The organism is Ruegeria sp. BC5 (genome assembly GCF_056539205.1).
The window spans coordinates 204605-219971 of sequence record NZ_JBQFUN010000003.1 but is presented as its reverse complement, the minus strand read 5'-3'; the positions used below and the strand labels follow the sequence as shown (position 1 = coordinate 219971).

The window sequence follows — 15367 nt, the reverse complement described above, 5'->3', positions numbered from 1 at the left end:
TACCCCTGCCTGCGCGGAAATGCTTCGCACGTCACGATGCGCCACACAAGCGCGTGTGCTATACTGTTTTCACCGGACAGCGTTCACATTCGGTCTATCTAACTATTTACCCATCACCCCGAGGTGCAGATGAAAGACGCCCAGGCCGCCTTTTATGACAGCCTTCCCCTGCAGCGGGACTTTACTCGACTGGCTCAGCCTGCGCGGTTTACCGCTGTGCCGGATGACTGGGCGCTGGGCGTGGCCGATATCGTTGATTCCACCGGTGAGATTGCCAAAGGGCGTTATAAAACCGTCAATATGGTCGGCGCGGCTGTGATCTCGGGCATGATCAACGGGTTGAAGGGGCAGGAGTTTCCCTATGTCTTCGGTGGCGACGGGGCCGGATTTGCCATACCCGCCAGCGCGGTTGACACGGGCCGAACGGTCCTGGCCCAGCTTCGGCGCTGGGCGGACGAGGAGTTTGGGATTACTCTGCGCGGGGCCTTGGTGCCTGTGTCCGAAATCCGCATGGCGGGCAAAGACCTGCGTGTGGCACGCTATGCGCCGTCAGACGGGGTGGATTACGCCATGTTCTCGGGGGGTGGGCTGGCCTGGGCTGAGGCGCAGATGAAGGAAGGCCAGTTCGAAGTGCCGCCCGCCGACCCCGGCGCGCAGCCCGACCTTACCGGCCTGTCCTGTCGCTGGTCCAACAGCAGGGCACGGCATGGAATGATCGTCTCGGTCGTGGTGCAGCCGACTTCCAAAGCCACCGAAAGCGATTTTGCCGATCTGTCTCAATCCGTCCTATCCGCGGCCGATCGGTTGGAGCGCGCAGGTCACCCGGTGCCAGAAAACGGCCCACCAATCAGTTGGCCACCCCCCGATGTCGCGCTTGATGCGCGTGTGTCACGGGCCGGGCGCAACCTGTTTGCGCAGAAACTCAAACTTTTGGGGCAAAACCTGCTGATTGCGCTGCTGTTCAAGACCGGTAAGCGATTGGGTCAGTTCGACCCTGAACATTACAAACACATGGTCAGTCGCAATGCCGATTTCCGCAAATTCGATGATGGGTTGAAAATGACGCTGGATTGCGATCCGGCCACCTTATCGCAGATCCGCGTGATGCTGGAACAAGCGCGCGGGCAGGGCAAGGTCCGCTATGGTCTGCACGTGCAGGATGAGGCGATGATGACCTGTTTCGTGCCCTCGGCCACGCGCGATGATCATGTGCATTTCGTCGATGGAGCTTCGGGTGGTTACGCGCAGGCCGCGGCAGGGATGCAGGGCTAAGGCGTCACTTCGCTCTCCACTTGGCCGCTAAGGCCCGCGCCGCCTGCGCCAATAGCATCACATCGATTCCCACTGCCAGAAACTGCGCGCCCATATCCATATAGGTCTGATTTGCCTGATCATTGGTGCCCAGAATGCCAGGTGCCTTGCCGGCGGCTTTGATACGGATGATGGCGTCGGCGATGGTGGCCTGCACCTCGGGCGCGGCGCTATTGCCTTGATAGCCCATGTCGGTGGACAGGTCCGCCGGGCCGATGAACACACCATCAATACCGTCAACCGTCAGAATATCGTCCAGTGCTGCCATCCCGGCGCGGTTTTCCACCTGAACCAGCAGGCAAATCTGCGCATCTGCCGTTTGAATGTAATCCGTGACGGACCCATAGCCAGTCGCCCGTGCGGCCCCTGCACCGACACCGCGTAGGCCCATGGGCGGATAACGACAGGCGCGGACCAATTCCTGTGCCTGTTCGGCGCTTTCTACAATCGGTACCAGAATGGTTTGCGCCCCCACATCCAGCACCATCTTGATCTTCGCCGTTTCCCCCACGGGCACGCGTACCACCGGATGCGAGGGGCTGGCGGCCAGCGCCATAAGCTGATCGCGTATCGAACGGATGTCATTCGGCGCATGTTCACCGTCGATCACCAGCCAGTCGAATCCGGCGGTGCCCATGATCTCGGTTGCGATGGGTTCGGCAAAACTGCTCCAGCAACCGATTTGGCGATCTCCGTTGATCAGAGCCTGTTTGAAAGTATTTTTTGGTGCAGACATGGTGGAACCCTTAGGTTAGTGAGCGTGCGATTTCGGTGATGACATCATAGGCCATTCGCACGTCATCTTGCGTGGTTTCGAACTGACCCGCCTGAAAACGGATCGTCATATCACCATCAACACGGGTTTGGGTCAGGTAAATGCGGCCATCATCGTTGATGGCATTAACCAGCCGCAGGTTCAGCGCGTCCAGATCGGGGTGCCCTTCAGGCGCATAGCGGAAGGTCCACAACGACCACATCGGTTGCGTGGTGATCTGGAAATCCGGCTCGGCCGCCAACTTGTCATTCAGGTCGACGGACCAGTTCACATGATTGCGCAGCCGTTCACGCAACCCCTCAAGCCCATAGGCGCGTATAACGAACCACAGTTTCAGCGCACGGAACCGACGGCCCAGAGGCACCGACCATTCCGAGTAGTTGATGATCCCGTCCTTACCATGTGTCTTCAGGAATTCCGGGCTAATTGCCAACGTCTGCACCAGGTCATCCGGGTTTTTCAGGAAATGCGCACAGCAATCGAATTGCACACCAAGCCATTTATGCGGGTTGAAGACGATGCTATCGGCCTGATCCACGCCGGGCCAATAGTAGCGATATTCCGGGCAGATCATCGCCGACCCGGCCCAGGCCGCATCCACATGCGTATAAAGCCCGTATTTCTGCGCCACCTTCAAGCATTCGTCGATCGGATCGGTGGCCCCAGTTCCGGTGCCACCAACACACATAATGACACCGGCGGGCTGAAAACCAGAGTCTAAATCAGCTTGAATTGCCCTATCTAGTGCCGCAGGATCCATCCCACGCCAATCTCCCTTGATCGGAACACGTACCAGATTATCCTGCCCAATCCCCGCAACCCAGATGGCGCGGTCCACCGATGTATGGACCTCGGCCGAGCAATAGACACGAAGCGGTTTCTGACCGAACAACCCCTGACGATTGCCCTGCCAGTTCAACACTTTTTCCCGCATAGTCAGCACAGCGGCCAGCGTTGCCGACGAAGCAGAATCCTGGATGACACCAGCAAACTCTTCGGGCAGGTCCAGCGCCTGTCGCAGCCAGTCCATCATCCGCGTTTCCATCTCGGTTGCGGCGGGCGAGGTCTGCCACAGCATGCATTGTGGCGCGATTGCGCTGGCCAGAAACTCGGCCAGAACCGAAGGGGCCGAGGCGTTCGAGTTGAAATAGGCAAAGAACCGGGGGTGCTGCCAATGGGTAATGCCGGGCATCACGATATCTTCGAAATCGCGGAAAATGTCCTCGATCGCCTGCGCCTGTTCCGGCGGATGGGCGGGCAGGGCGTTGAACACTTCTCCGGGCTCGGTCTGGGAGCGCACCGGTTTGTCCCCCACGGTCAGGTGATAATCCTGTGCCCATTCGGATATTTTCTTGCCCCAGTCTGAGAATTCATCCCATTTCATCGCTATCCTCAGCATTGTTTGGTGGGGGTTACCCCCAGGCTGGTTTTGTCTTGCTGATAGTGATGGACAACGCGGGCAGAAGGTCAACGATCTTTCGATCCTTCACTTCATCACAAAATGACAACTCTGTGAAAATATCCCATCGCATAGAGTCTATTTATGGCCAAATAGGTAAGAACAGCCGAAAAAACCCTTTGTCCCGTTGCAGTGTCGGCGGAATTCGGCAAGAATTTCGTATGACCAATGATGTACCATTGACGTCACGTTCATTGCCCATTGCGTTGCTGCGGGCGCGGGAACGGGTCATGGGACCCATTCGCAAGATGCTGGTGGATGTTGGTGTGACCGAACAGCAATGGCGCGTGCTGCGTGTCCTGAACGAGGAAGGCCCGCAAGAGCCGACTCATATTGCGGACCGTGCTTGCCTGTTGTTGCCCAGCCTCACTCGCATTCTGCAAAAGCTTGAGGTCAAAGGCCTGATCCTGCGGAGCGCGCACCCTTGTGACAAGCGCCGCCAGATCGTCGACATCACAGCCAAAGGAAAGCAGATTATCCAAGACAATATTCAGATAACCATCCATCTGGCCGAGGATCTGCGCACCAAACTTGGGCCCGACCGGCATGAGGCCCTGTTGGACCTGCTGAACGAATTGCGCGAACTGGAAACGTGACACCCCAAATACGAACCCCGCCAGAGACAGGTGCTATCTCTGACGGGGCGGCCAGACGTGTACTGGATTATATGCCTGGCCCGAGGCCGGTTGCACCGGATAGTTCCCGACGGTCCGGCCCGCAATTCAGAGAACGCGCCAATCAAAAAAGTAACCGGCTTTTTGCTCCAAAGACATTGGGGGTAACGCCTTTGACCATAGTTCTCTGAAATATTCGCACCCGATAATTCCGCGTGATGCGGGACCCTATGGGGTGTCTTGACGTCGTGGCGGGTGCTTGGGTCCCCGCCATATCTGTGAGTGGCGGTCAGAGCGCGCGGCACCCCGATTTGCCAGCGCTCGTCACCCAGCCATCTTTCAACTTAGAGCTGTTTGAGCGTTTTCCAAGCCCGTCGACCAGATTGTGAACAGCTGTCGGCCAGGGCTTGCCGATTGGCAGGTAAAATTGCAGTGAATTCAGCCGATGTCGCGAGAAGCGGCGACTTGTTCCCGCGGTTCACCGCATTAAGATGCGCGCTGGCTGATAGATTAGGGGGCTCCCATGCCAGACAATTTGTTTTCTCTTCCCGATCCGGTTGTGATTCCGATGCGGGGGCAGGATGCGGCCTATCCGGTGGGGCGAATTTTCTGTGTGGGCCGTAACTATGCCGCTCATGCCGCCGAAATGGGGCACGAGGTCGACCGCGAAGCCCCCTTTTATTTCACCAAATCAGCTCCAAACGCAGTTCTGACCGGTGCGTCTGTGCCATACCCTCCGGGGACCGAGAATTTTCATTACGAGATGGAGCTGGCTGTAGCCATCGGCAAGCCCGTTTTCCGCGCCACCAGTGCGCAGGCCTGGGACGCCGTCTATGCCTATGGCTGTGCCCTGGACATGACCCGTAGGGATCTGCAAATCCGAGAGCGCAACAAACAGCGACCCTGGGATCTGGGTAAGGACCTTGAGGCCGGGGCAGTGTTTGCGCCCCTGACCTCGGCTGCGGACTGGTCACCGCAAGACAACACACGCATTCATCTAAGCGTGAACGGCGACATTCGTCAGGATGCCACGCTGAGCGAACTGATCTGGAAGATCGACGAAATCATCAGCCATTTGTCCGGATATTACCATCTGCGTCCAGGTGACCTGATCCTGACGGGCACACCCGCCGGTGTTGGCCCAGTGCAGGCTGGGGATGTGATCGAAGGGGGGATTGACGGGTTGCAGCCGATCCAATTGACGCTGACGGATTCAGAATAGACCCTATTTAGGGTCTTTCAGCCAATCGGTTGCGAATTCAAAACCGTCCAATCCAGCAAACCGGCGGACGCGATCCATCTCGGCCTCTAGCCTGCGTGTCCGCGCGCCGGACCAGCGCACGGATCGCTCTGGCCATAACGCGTTGATCTGTAGAATGCCACGGTCGCGCTGGGCTTTCATATCGATCCGGCCAATCAATCGGTCCCCTTCCAGCAGCGGAAACACGTAATAGCCATAGGTCCGTTTGGCGGCGGGAACGAAGACCTCAATCCGATAATGGAACCCGAACAGACGTTCCGCGCGGTTGCGGTCGCGCAGCATCGGGTCAAAGGGGCTAAGCACGCGAATGCGACTGGACGGCGAAGGCGGGTTTTTCTCGGCCAAATCCGGGCGCGCGAGCAGTTTGCGGCTTCTTCCATCGGCACAGGTGACTTCAATCTCCTCCAGAATACCCTGTGTTAGACCCTTATTACACCAGTTCTTGGCCTCGCTAACACTGACCGTATCCCAGAATGCCGCCAGCTCTCCGGGTGTGGCAAATCCCAGCCGGTCCAACGCTGCATTGCACAACCAATCCACGGTTTCCTTGGCGTTGCAGGGTATGTTGCCAGGACACAGATGCGTCTCGATGACCCGTTCGGTCAGATCGTATTGTTTTTGAAACCCGTTGCGGCCAACCACGGTCAGCGCGCCCGACCGCCACAGGAACTCAAGCGCCGTTTTCGATGGGTGCCAATCCCACCAACCGCCCGAGCCCTTTTTCTCGTCCTTGCCCACATCCGAGGACGAGACCGGGCCATGATCGCGGATGTGTTGCAGGACAGAGGCAAATTGCTGCTCAAATCCATCCCGGCGCCAGTTTTTCCAGCGGGATTTCAACAAGGTCTCATCACGTTGAAAACGCAGATGCCAATGGGGGTAAAACTCTATCGGGATGACAGCAGCGTCATGAGTCCAGTGTTCAAACAGCGCCTTGTCACGTTCGTAAAGTTGTTTGAGGTTTTTGGCGCGATAGGATGGCCTGCGCGAATACAGGATCATGTCATGGGCGCGGGCCACGGTATTGATACTGTCCAGCTGAACAAAGCCCAGTCGGTGGATCAAGCCCAATAACTCCGCACCTTTGGCCCCGCCCGAAGGCGGTTCGGCCAGCGCATGGTGATCCATAAACAGCGCGCGGGCCGTTTTGTTGTCCAGCCGCCGCGGCGCCATGAGTTTAGCGCCGCTTCAGGGTGTCGCCATAGCTGATCTTGGGGGTCAGTGTCAGACGCGTGTCGACCTCGGTATTCGGATCGGCCAATTGCGTGGCGATAATCTCGGCCGCCTTGCGCCCGATCTCAAGACGGCAGGCATCCATCGTGGCAAGCTTGCGTGGTAACCCCTGCAGCAGTTCCACATTGTTGAACCCGGCCAGACCGATCTGTCCCGGTATGTCGATGCCCTGTTCCAGCAGGTACAGCAATCCACCAGCACCAATCATATCATTGGAATAATACAGGAAATCCAGATCTGGCGAACGATCCAGCATGGTCTGCGTCATCTCGCGCCCTTTGGCCAGGGCCGAGCCGCCGGAGTAGAACTCGCGATCTTCGATCTCGATCCCGTTCTTGCCCAGCACTTCGGTAAAACCTTCAAAGCGTTTCCGCGCGCGGTGGTCCAACGGCATCTTGGTGCCCATGAAACCGATATGTTGATAACCCGCTTTCAGGATCGCAGCAGCCATTTCACGCCCGGCACGGCGGTGTGAGATGCCGACCATCGCGTCCACTGGTTTGCCGTCCGTATCCATGATCTCGACCACCGGAATTCCGGCTGAATCCAACATTGCGCGGGCGGCTTCGGTATGTTCCAGTCCTGCGATGATCACACCCGACGGCCGCCACGAGAGCATCTCGTAAAGGACCTTTTCTTCTTTCTCGGGCAGGTAATCGGTGACGCCGACCACGGGCTGCAATTCAGTGTCTTCCAACACCTGATTGATACCGGTCAGAACCTCGGGAAAGACCATATTGGACAGCGACGGGATAATCACCGCAACCAGATTTACGCGGCTGGAAGCCAGCGCGCCTGCAATCTTGTTAGGAACGTATCCCAACTCTTTCGCGGCAGCCAAAACGCGGGTGCGGGTGGCGTCGGACACGTCACCTCGGTTCCTCAGAACGCGGCTGACTGTCATTTCGGACACTCCTGACGCTTCCGAGACATCACGAAGGGTAAGCGGACGTTTTGTTTCTGTGGTCACGGAGGGCACCTGCACTGTTGTTTTGCCCGATGGTAGCGTGAACGGGACTTGATTTACAACTGTTGTGCAAAGGTCATGACAACCTGAAAAAACCGGGTTACAGAGAGCCTTGCGCGGCCCCGTGGCTCAACTGGATAGAGCAGCCCCCTCCTAAGGGGCAGGTTGCAGGTTCGAATCCTGCCGGGGTCACCACACATCTGCAAACAATGTCAGCGTGTTGCGTGCAAGGCACCAGTTGCCAAACGATGCACACAACACAATGCGCTGCGCCTCCGCTGCACTCATCGCGCTGAAGTGTCCCTCATCGCACAAGGGAGAGATGCGAGATGGCGACGATTAACAAGAGACCAAGCGGCAAGTGGCAAGCAACGGTAAGACGTGAAGGACGCAGTGCCAGCAAGTCGTTCACCAAGCGCGCAGATGCAGTAAAGTGGGCTAGAGATGCAGAGTTGCGTGCAGAACGCGGTCATTTGCATCAACAAGAACGCGCACAGGCAGGGACAACCACGCTTTCTGATGCGTTGACCGCGTTCCGTGACACCGTTGTTCCGACACATCGCAGCGCAGATAGAGAACAACGGTGCATCGACGCGATGTTGAAGCATCACAAGTCGTTCATGAGATTGCGGTTAGACACGTTGACTGCCGTTGATGTCTGCAAGTGGCGCGACAAGCGGCTGTCTCAGGTGTCGCCAAGCACGGTAGTGCGTGAACTGACTCTGTTACAGAGTTCAGTCGGACACGCGCTTGAAGCTGGAGCGGTCAACGTGGTCCAGCAAGTCAAGCGCCCTCGCGTTGATGATCGGCGAGAACGCAGGTTGCAAGCAGATGAGTGGGATCGGCTGATGCAGGCGTGTGACCAAGGGCGCAATCCGTTCATGCGCTCGTTGTTGGTGCTGGCAGTCGAGACAGCGATGCGGCGTGGTGAGTTGCTGGCGATGCAGTGGCAGCATATTGATTTGCAAAGGTGCACGGTACTCTTACCGAAGACCAAGAACGGACACGCGCGCACTGTGCCACTCAGCCCGACGGCGGTGCAGACGTTGATCGAGTTGCCGCGCACTGATGACCGCGTGTTGCCGATGTCAGCCGACTGCGTGCGACAGGGATTTGAACGAGTGCGGACACGTGCTGGTGTCGATGACCTGAGATTGCACGACTTACGGCACGAGGCGGTCAGCAGGCTTGTTGAACGCGGTCTGACGCTTTTTGAAGTGCAGCAAGTCAGCGGTCATCGCACATTGCAGATGTTGCAGCGCTACGTGCACCTACAAGCCGCAGACATCGTAGCGAAGTTACACGCTCCGCTTGCTGCTGACTGAACAGCACGGACACAACATGTAGTGTCGGAATAGCCAAACGGGGCCTCGGGGCGCTAAATGTTGGGCCAAATGGCTTGACTCTAGGGCCGTGGTGGGCCTAGTTGGGTCAGAGAAGACGCACTGAGGCAGACTTAATCTGCGGGCGCACCGTTCACCACCAAACGGAGCGTCCCAAGTGCCTAAACCCCTCAATAAGATAGAAGCAGCCAATCGCATTGGCGTGTCGTTACGCACCTTAAATCGAATGTTGAGTGCGCGTCGTGCTGGCCGAAACACCGCTTGCCCGCCTTGGTCTCAGATCGGACACCGCGTTTTGTTCGATCCCGTCGACGTGGATGCTTGGTTGCAGATGCGCAAATGCATTTTGCACCCGACGACGCTTGAGATGTCGAAGGATGTGCCGCAATGAAAGCGACAATAGGGTTCCTCAACGCTTTCAATCCGCTCGGCAACGCCTTGTCGCAAATCGATGCGCATCCCGATGACCGCTGTGTTCTTGAACGCATCGCACGGAAGTTTTCGCACGTTGATGAGAACGGATGCGTGTTCATAAGCGGCACGATGGACAGCAACGGTAGACCTCGCATTGGTTGGCTGGGCAGGCGACACCGCGTTGCTCGTGTAATCGTCGCAATCCGAGACGAGTTGCTGCTCTACGAAGACTGGAAGTGGGACACACGGCACCTTTGCCACAACCGCGCCTGCGTCAACCCGGATCACCTCATGCATGGAACGCGGCAAGAAAACTCAGATGATTGTGTCGAAGCGGGCAGAGCCGCACGAGGCAAAATGCACGGCAGATCGAAACTGAGCGAACAGCAAGCCAGCGACATCATCAAAGACACGCGCCCTCATCAAGTGATCGCAGATGAACTTGGCATCGCTAGACAAACCGTCAGCAAAATAAAGAGCGGTGAGCGGTGGGCGCACCTGCATGAGGAGGCAGCGCAGTGACGATACGTAGGCAAGCCCGAACCCCCGTCCAGCTTATTCTAGAAGGAAAATGGCTTAATCATCTGATATTTAACAGTAAAGCAATCGAGATGTTGCATTCTTCCTGCAACAAGTCCCTGAGATATTGCAGAATTTGTACAACATCTTCGGTCCAGCCAAGGAGCCAGACCGGATGACCAGAGCCACACAACACCGAGCCAGTGTCCGTCAGACCCGCCACGCGATCACGACGATTGTGCACAAGGCACCGATGCAGGATGACTTCCTGCCACCACGCTCGTGGGTCCGCGCATCGCACGAACTGTTCTTCAAGATGCTGCTGCTTCGTCCCGACGCACGACGCGTTCTTGCTGTGCTGTTGTCGCAAATGACCATGAACAAGAACAAGGTTGATCTGACGCAAACACAGATTGTGCAGCTGGCAAACAAACTTGCAGACGCGTGCAACGACGACGATCCCGTACATGACCTGCGGATGCTGACCCTGCAACGCGTCTGTCGCGCAGCAGCCGATTTGAAGAAGGCAGACATAGCAACGTACTCGAAGCGCGGAGGGTTCTGGACGATCAATCCGTTCGTCGTGCAGTTCGGCAACGTGCTGAATGATCCTGCATTGTCGGCGATAGTGGCAGCGCAAAACGAAGACGACGTGCTGTTCCCCGAAGACAACGGTCAGCAACCAGTATGCATCGAAGACAGCGACACTCACACAGACACTGATCGCAGCCGAGGCGAAAAGGAGGTCAGCAGATGACCACCACTACAGCACGATCCACAATCTGCAACCGTGCAGCACGTCGCAAACAGCGCGCGCACCTGACCCCGATGCAACGGGCCGAGTTAGATGCGCAACTTCGTATCGAAGCCCGCAAGCGAGCATCTGCGTCGCTGCGTGTAAGTGATGCAGCAGTCATGCAAGCACTTCGTAAGGCAACGCCACAAGCAAGGAGGTTTGTCAGTGGGCTGATTCTGCACGTGTTTGGCGTTGGCGGCACTGATAAAGCCGTTTTCGAAGACGCTTGTCGAGCAGTCGGAGACAAGCGTGTGTCGTGGCGTGCCATCGAAGAACTGCACGCATGTGGCATCCTGCGTTGGGATGCGGAAGGTAATCACGTTCTGCATCGTGTATTGAGTAGCACGGGGCAGCAGTGGGCAAGGATCGCCGCGCCAGATGGTTTGGCAGAAATTGACCGCAGCGGTGCTAACGACATGGCGCACGAGAACACCCACAACGTAATTGAGTTGGTTTCGGAGAAGCATGGATGATCGGTGTCACTGGTCTGTGTTCGCATGGTTTCGCGCTGAACGGCAATGATGGTGCCGTGATCCTGACTGCTCTTGTCAGCACCTACTGGCGCTTATTGTCGAAGCGAAAGTTTAGCGGCTATGGCTCGCTCGGCAACGCTGCATCGTCGAAGCAGGAATTTGTGTGATGGCTCGAACACGCCGCCTCAGACAGCGCCCGCTCAAGGTGCAGATGTCGACAGTTCAGAAGATGAGCATGGCATTGGAGAACATTCGCCGCAGGAAAATGATCCGGCAATTGGTGATTGATGAGTCGCGCAAGTACGGCATCGAAGTGAATGATCGAGAGGGTGAGGATGCTGCAAAGTGATACGAGACCTGACGCGGCAAAGCCGCCCGAAAAGCCAAGCCCAGGCATCGCAGTGTCAAGACATGACGGCCTTGAACAGCATGACCCAAACCTTGTGAGTTTGATCCGCCGCGACGGCACGATCTACGCGCATGAACTTTGCCGGGTCTGCGGGATCAAACCAAACACGCTGCGGATGTCGCGTTTGCGCGGGAAGGGGCCAAAGGCGAAACGGATTTCGAATAATCGCGTTGTAATCTCGTTGCGCGACGCTGCGGCATGGTTGCAGGCGACAGGGCGATACACGGCGGCGCTAAGGTTGGCAGAATGGCTGGATCAGCAGTGGCGTGAAGCAGAACGGGAGCATAGGTCTATCGAACTTCCAAAACTAAATTTGGCTCTGCGTAGCGTTTCTATTTAGTTAGTGCTTGGTGGCGATCCGTGACGCCCTAATGGATAAGAAAGTGGCTTGCTATCTGGTTTCGAGGCGCGCTACTGGACCGAGTTTTTCTTCAACGCTTCTCAACGTCTGTTCTATTTTTTTGCCAAAGTCATCGTTTTTGCCGTGGCCGAATGCCTTTCTCTTTAGGTCTATGCGCTGCTCAACTTCCTCCTTCGTCAGGTCCTCGTACGAGGACATTTCCAATAGCATTTCCAACGCAATAAGTAGTTCAACACGAATCCTGAAGATTTCTTCGATATCACTATCTGCACTATTGTTTTGCAAAACGACTTTCGCTCGGACCTGCGCATGACGCAGCCTTTCAAAGACTTCGTTTCGGTCTGCCATTCTCTCCCATCTTTGTTTGTAGATATATCCCGGATCGGAAGTACTTTCTTTCGGGACCCGCGACATAGGCGAACGCAGCGATTGAATTACATCAACAGAGTTTTGCGCTTCGGCCATCAAGTCCTCTGCCACCTCAGCGCGACGACGATCGCGTGCCTCAGTCCGCCAAAGTGTTATTTGTTTAAATCCGAAAAACAGGCCAAAAATTACAGCGATTGCTGATATCGCAGATGATATTGCGCTGATCCAATCTGGATTTAATACGAAACCAATCATAGGCGGGTCCCGAAAGTTTGAGCCATCAACGAAGCACTAAGGTGCTCTGCACGGTCATTTGAGTTCTCAAACTGAACAGAGGTTTGGCGAACTCTATTGATCAGGTCCGCGTACTTTTTCTGCATATCCAAAGGGGGAGTAATTGTTGGAAGTGTTTTTAGCTTTTTCTGTGAAATATTCTGCATACTTGAGCTTGTCCCAGTCGCCAGTTGGCTCAACGCGCTACGGGTTGAAGGCATCTTGAGAAACCCGTGCAAGAACTCTGAAACTACTGGCGCACCTTCCGGAAGAACAACCCTCCAGAGCTTGTCTGGGAGAAGCAGATTAGAAGCTTCTTGATCTACAATTGCGGTTGCGCCCACAAGTGCAGCTGTGTTTGCTCGACTGAATAGAAGGTCACCCATTTGCAGTTTGTGTTCATTCGGAGGGACGTAATCGTCCGGTGCCGGCTTCGCTTCGGCGGCATTGAAAACTCCAGAAGTCACAGCGCTTACCTTTAGAATGCGAAATGGTGAGGAACCGCTACCGGCTTGAATGTTCTTGCCGCCTTGGAATGCTTTAACGACTTCACCCAGCGGCTTCACATCCCACCCCATCGGGTTGTCGATGGGATCACCGAACATCTTGATGAACAGGGCGGGGATCAGATCGCGCAGGTGTGCGGTGGCTTGTGCCCGCAACCGCTCGATGCTCGCCGCGCGGTTCAAGATGTCGACGATGCGGCGTTGTTCGTCGAGGGGTGGGAGAAAGAACTGTTGCTCGCGAATTATCTTTTGGTTGATGTTTGGTTGAGCTCCTCCAACACTTTCGCCGATTAGTTCTTTTCTTCTCGCTTTCAAAAGATGGAAAAGAAACATCTTGTCCAACTTTTCTGTTGGGAAGATGCCGCAAACCGCTTGATTTGTCGCGGCGTCGATATCGAGAATTCCGAGTTTTCCGACTGTAGCACCATACATCGCCATCAACAGTGTGCCTTTGGGAAACACTTTTGCGCTTGAGTTTTTCACACCTTCATCAGTGACGGTTTCCGAAGTCGTGGTCACCAACCCGTCATTGAGTTCACCCGATTTGACCCAAGGAATTGCGCCGTCAAAGTAGTGCGAGTTCTTTCGATTGGGAGTGCCGCCGCTGGTTGTTTCACACACGTCGCCTAGCTTTACGAATCGGAAACTAGTCACCGCACAACCTCACGAACCAAACCTGTCAGTTCATTGAGTTCATCCAAAATCTCGCGTTCGATCGCTTTCAAATCGTCCAGTATCTCGATCGGATCACGATGCTCTACTTGAGACCGGCTTTGCGGCCTGTGTCGTCCTGCGCTCAAATTGAAGTCGGCAGCGCGCAGAGCGTCGGTGTCAGCGAACCACCATTTTTCAGTCCATTCATCCGCCTCATCACGCGATGTCCAAGTCTGCCAATTCTGTTCACGCGCAACGAATGCTTCAGCCAACATCGGCAGATCATCCGCGTCGATGGGCGTGTCGTGATTTGCATCCATCTTGTAGCCGTCATTGTCAGCATGAAGGAACATCACGCGGTCCGTTGTGCCGCCCTTGCGGAAGATCAGCACGGATGTCTTCACGCCAGAATAGGGGTTGAACACACCTCCGGGCAGCGACAGCACGGCCTCGACGGTGTTGTTCTCCACCAGTTTGCGCCGCAGTTCCTTGTGTGCACCGGTGGAGCCAAACAAGACGCCTTCCGGCAGGATCACGCCGCAGCGTCCGTCGTCCTTCATCTGGTTGAGCATGTATTGCAGGAACAGCAGTTCTGTTTGCGTAGTGGTGCCAACCTTGACCTCTTCGACAATGCGGTTTGCATCAAGGCGGCCTGAGAATGGTGGGTTTGCCAGCACAACATCGAAGCCATCGGCTGGCAATCCGCGCTCTGCCTTTTCTGCTTTGTTCAGCGTGCGTGTCAGGGCGTCACGCCGCAGGATGCGCACTTTGTCCAAACCGCGCAGAAACAGGTTCATCGTCGCAAGGCGAACCATCTGCGGGTCAACGTCGTTGCCGTAGAATGTGGCTTCCTGCAATTGTGCGAAGGCGTCGCGGCTGAGCATGTCACCAAGTCCGCGCTTGATGGTTTTGCCGTCTACCAGCCCCTCCTGCACACCGCTGTCCGATGAGTTTGCAAGGCGGATGTGGTCATAGGCTGCAACAAGGAAACCAGCTGTGCCAGCGGCAGGGTCATACACCGTTTCGCCAATACGCGGGTCAACCATTTCAACAATGGTGCGGATCACGTGGCGCGGTGTGCGGAACTGCCCCAGTTCACCCGCCTGCTTGATCTGGCGCAGCACATGTTCGAAGAGATCGCCCTTTGTGTCGGCATCCATCGTTTCGAGGTGCAGGTCATTGATCTGGCTGAGCACCTGCGAAAGCACGGTTGGCTCATCTATGCCAAGTCGCGCACCGTCCATGAAGTCGGTGGCACCCTTGGCTGCGATTGCTGCGTAGAAGGGGAAGACCTCATCGCGCACCCATGTCACCAGTCGTTCGCCATTCAACCCGTTTGCCCAATTGGACCATCGCAGCAATTCTCTCGGCACCTCTTCTGCGCCCCGGTCTTTTGCGTTGAGCGGGTTCTTCAGTTTCCACTGCCCATTGAACGCACTGGTGTAAGGCGCGGCACCGGGTCTCCGAGCACTCCTGATCTGCGCAGCGTCAGCGGCTTCGAACATGTAAAAGAAGATCAGAAAGCTAAGCTGTTCAGCATTCTGTGCAGGGTTGGGGTAGCCACCGCCATACAGATAATTGCGAATTTGTTCGATGTTCTGTCGGAGCGCAGGGGTAAGAGACATGTGGT

At 56.1% G+C, this 15367-nt stretch carries 16 protein-coding genes and 1 tRNA gene; 10 read left to right on the top strand and 7 right to left on the bottom strand.

All coding sequences use genetic code 11. From position 1 onward, the window contains the following. Positions 1-129 precede the first annotated feature (129 nt). The gene (locus ACR0LY_RS10800) at positions 130-1272 is read left to right on the top strand and encodes a DUF3095 domain-containing protein (protein ID WP_170349624.1); all 1143 of its coding nucleotides are present in this window, start codon (positions 130-132) and stop codon (positions 1270-1272) included. Positions 1273-1276: 4 nt separating this feature from the next. Here ACR0LY_RS10800 and ACR0LY_RS10795 read toward each other — a convergent pair whose 3' ends face one another. Together ACR0LY_RS10795 and ACR0LY_RS10790 are read right to left on the bottom strand one after the other, a co-directional pair. Then, positions 1277-2047 (bottom strand): HpcH/HpaI aldolase family protein, encoded by a 771-nt coding sequence (locus ACR0LY_RS10795; RefSeq protein WP_170349625.1) that lies wholly within the window; start codon positions 2045-2047, stop codon positions 1277-1279. Between the two features lie 10 nt (positions 2048-2057). Then, the gene (locus tag ACR0LY_RS10790) at positions 2058-3470 is read right to left on the bottom strand and encodes a pyridoxal phosphate-dependent decarboxylase family protein (protein WP_170349626.1); all 1413 of its coding nucleotides are present in this window, start codon (positions 3468-3470) and stop codon (positions 2058-2060) included. A gap of 236 nt (positions 3471-3706) precedes the next feature. Here ACR0LY_RS10790 and hpaR point away from each other — a divergent pair, with 236 nt between their 5' ends. Together hpaR and ACR0LY_RS10780 are read left to right on the top strand one after the other, a co-directional pair. After that, positions 3707-4141, top strand: a complete 435-nt coding sequence (gene hpaR, locus ACR0LY_RS10785) for a homoprotocatechuate degradation operon regulator HpaR (RefSeq protein ID WP_170349627.1) — start codon at positions 3707-3709, stop codon at positions 4139-4141. Between the two features lie 541 nt (positions 4142-4682). Further along, positions 4683-5381, top strand: coding sequence for a fumarylacetoacetate hydrolase family protein (locus tag ACR0LY_RS10780; protein WP_170349628.1), 699 nt, complete (start codon positions 4683-4685; stop codon positions 5379-5381). Between the two features lie 3 nt (positions 5382-5384). Here ACR0LY_RS10780 and ACR0LY_RS10775 read toward each other — a convergent pair whose 3' ends face one another. Both ACR0LY_RS10775 and ACR0LY_RS10770 read right to left on the bottom strand, forming a co-directional pair. Then, positions 5385-6593 (bottom strand): winged helix-turn-helix domain-containing protein, encoded by a 1209-nt coding sequence (locus ACR0LY_RS10775; protein WP_170349629.1) that lies wholly within the window; start codon positions 6591-6593, stop codon positions 5385-5387. 4 nt (positions 6594-6597) lie between these two features. Beyond that, positions 6598-7623, bottom strand: coding sequence for a LacI family DNA-binding transcriptional regulator (locus ACR0LY_RS10770; RefSeq protein ID WP_170349630.1), 1026 nt, complete (start codon positions 7621-7623; stop codon positions 6598-6600). 115 nt (positions 7624-7738) lie between these two features. Here ACR0LY_RS10770 and ACR0LY_RS10765 point away from each other — a divergent pair. The 7 genes from ACR0LY_RS10765 to ACR0LY_RS10735 all read left to right on the top strand — a co-directional run bounded on the left by ACR0LY_RS10765 (position 7739) and on the right by ACR0LY_RS10735 (position 11514). Next, positions 7739-7815, top strand: a tRNA-Arg gene (locus tag ACR0LY_RS10765). Between the two features lie 134 nt (positions 7816-7949). Continuing rightward, the gene (locus tag ACR0LY_RS10760) at positions 7950-8945 is read left to right on the top strand and encodes a site-specific integrase (protein ID WP_170349631.1); all 996 of its coding nucleotides are present in this window, start codon (positions 7950-7952) and stop codon (positions 8943-8945) included. A gap of 405 nt (positions 8946-9350) precedes the next feature. Further along, positions 9351-9899, top strand: coding sequence for an HNH endonuclease (locus ACR0LY_RS10755; protein WP_170349632.1), 549 nt, complete (start codon positions 9351-9353; stop codon positions 9897-9899). A 172-nt stretch (positions 9900-10071) separates the two neighbouring features. After that, positions 10072-10653: a hypothetical protein gene (locus tag ACR0LY_RS10750; RefSeq protein WP_170349633.1), complete on the top strand. Its 582-nt coding sequence runs from the start codon at positions 10072-10074 to the stop codon at positions 10651-10653. Then, the gene (locus ACR0LY_RS10745) at positions 10650-11165 is read left to right on the top strand and encodes a hypothetical protein (protein WP_170349634.1); all 516 of its coding nucleotides are present in this window, start codon (positions 10650-10652) and stop codon (positions 11163-11165) included. Before ACR0LY_RS10750 ends, ACR0LY_RS10745 begins: the two co-directional genes overlap by 4 nt. Continuing rightward, positions 11162-11332: a hypothetical protein gene (locus tag ACR0LY_RS10740; RefSeq protein WP_170349635.1), complete on the top strand. Its 171-nt coding sequence runs from the start codon at positions 11162-11164 to the stop codon at positions 11330-11332. The genes ACR0LY_RS10745 and ACR0LY_RS10740 overlap by 4 nt, the downstream gene beginning before the upstream one ends. Continuing rightward, positions 11332-11514 (top strand): hypothetical protein, encoded by a 183-nt coding sequence (locus tag ACR0LY_RS10735; protein WP_170349636.1) that lies wholly within the window; start codon positions 11332-11334, stop codon positions 11512-11514. Before ACR0LY_RS10740 ends, ACR0LY_RS10735 begins: the two co-directional genes overlap by 1 nt. 451 nt (positions 11515-11965) lie before the next feature. On the opposite strand, the gene ACR0LY_RS10730 is transcribed toward ACR0LY_RS10735, so the two are convergent. From ACR0LY_RS10730 to ACR0LY_RS10720, 3 genes are read right to left on the bottom strand one after another with little or no spacing between them, the layout of a single operon-like run. Beyond that, positions 11966-12559 carry a hypothetical protein gene (locus ACR0LY_RS10730; protein WP_170349637.1) on the bottom strand — a complete coding sequence of 198 codons (594 nt, stop codon included), beginning with the start codon at positions 12557-12559 and terminating at the stop codon, positions 11966-11968. Further along, positions 12556-13737 (bottom strand): restriction endonuclease subunit S, encoded by a 1182-nt coding sequence (locus tag ACR0LY_RS10725; protein ID WP_174820474.1) that lies wholly within the window; start codon positions 13735-13737, stop codon positions 12556-12558. Before ACR0LY_RS10725 ends, ACR0LY_RS10730 begins: the two co-directional genes overlap by 4 nt. Beyond that, on the bottom strand, positions 13734-15362 hold the full coding sequence (locus ACR0LY_RS10720) for an HsdM family class I SAM-dependent methyltransferase (RefSeq protein ID WP_170349639.1): 1629 nt from the start codon (positions 15360-15362) through the stop codon (positions 13734-13736). Before ACR0LY_RS10720 ends, ACR0LY_RS10725 begins: the two co-directional genes overlap by 4 nt. Positions 15363-15367: the final 5 nt, after the last annotated feature.

Bases quoted from the DNA above. Each gene is read 5' to 3' on its own strand.
- ACR0LY_RS10800 (WP_170349624.1), top strand. From the start codon at position 130: ATGAAAGACGCCCAGGCCGCCTTTTATGACAGCCTTCCCCTGCAGCGG.
- ACR0LY_RS10795 (WP_170349625.1), bottom strand. From the start codon at position 2,047: ATGTCTGCACCAAAAAATACTTTCAAACAGGCTCTGATCAACGGAGAT.
- ACR0LY_RS10790 (WP_170349626.1), bottom strand. From the start codon at position 3,470: ATGAAATGGGATGAATTCTCAGACTGGGGCAAGAAAATATCCGAATGG.
- hpaR (WP_170349627.1), top strand. From the start codon at position 3,707: ATGACCAATGATGTACCATTGACGTCACGTTCATTGCCCATTGCGTTG.
- ACR0LY_RS10780 (WP_170349628.1), top strand. From the start codon at position 4,683: ATGCCAGACAATTTGTTTTCTCTTCCCGATCCGGTTGTGATTCCGATG.
- ACR0LY_RS10775 (WP_170349629.1), bottom strand. From the start codon at position 6,593: ATGGCGCCGCGGCGGCTGGACAACAAAACGGCCCGCGCGCTGTTTATG.
- ACR0LY_RS10760 (WP_170349631.1), top strand. From the start codon at position 7,950: ATGGCGACGATTAACAAGAGACCAAGCGGCAAGTGGCAAGCAACGGTA.
- ACR0LY_RS10755 (WP_170349632.1), top strand. From the start codon at position 9,351: ATGAAAGCGACAATAGGGTTCCTCAACGCTTTCAATCCGCTCGGCAAC.
- ACR0LY_RS10750 (WP_170349633.1), top strand. From the start codon at position 10,072: ATGACCAGAGCCACACAACACCGAGCCAGTGTCCGTCAGACCCGCCAC.
- ACR0LY_RS10745 (WP_170349634.1), top strand. From the start codon at position 10,650: ATGACCACCACTACAGCACGATCCACAATCTGCAACCGTGCAGCACGT.
- ACR0LY_RS10740 (WP_170349635.1), top strand. From the start codon at position 11,162: ATGATCGGTGTCACTGGTCTGTGTTCGCATGGTTTCGCGCTGAACGGC.
- ACR0LY_RS10735 (WP_170349636.1), top strand. From the start codon at position 11,332: ATGGCTCGAACACGCCGCCTCAGACAGCGCCCGCTCAAGGTGCAGATG.
- ACR0LY_RS10730 (WP_170349637.1), bottom strand. From the start codon at position 12,559: ATGATTGGTTTCGTATTAAATCCAGATTGGATCAGCGCAATATCATCT.
- ACR0LY_RS10720 (WP_170349639.1), bottom strand. From the start codon at position 15,362: ATGTCTCTTACCCCTGCGCTCCGACAGAACATCGAACAAATTCGCAAT.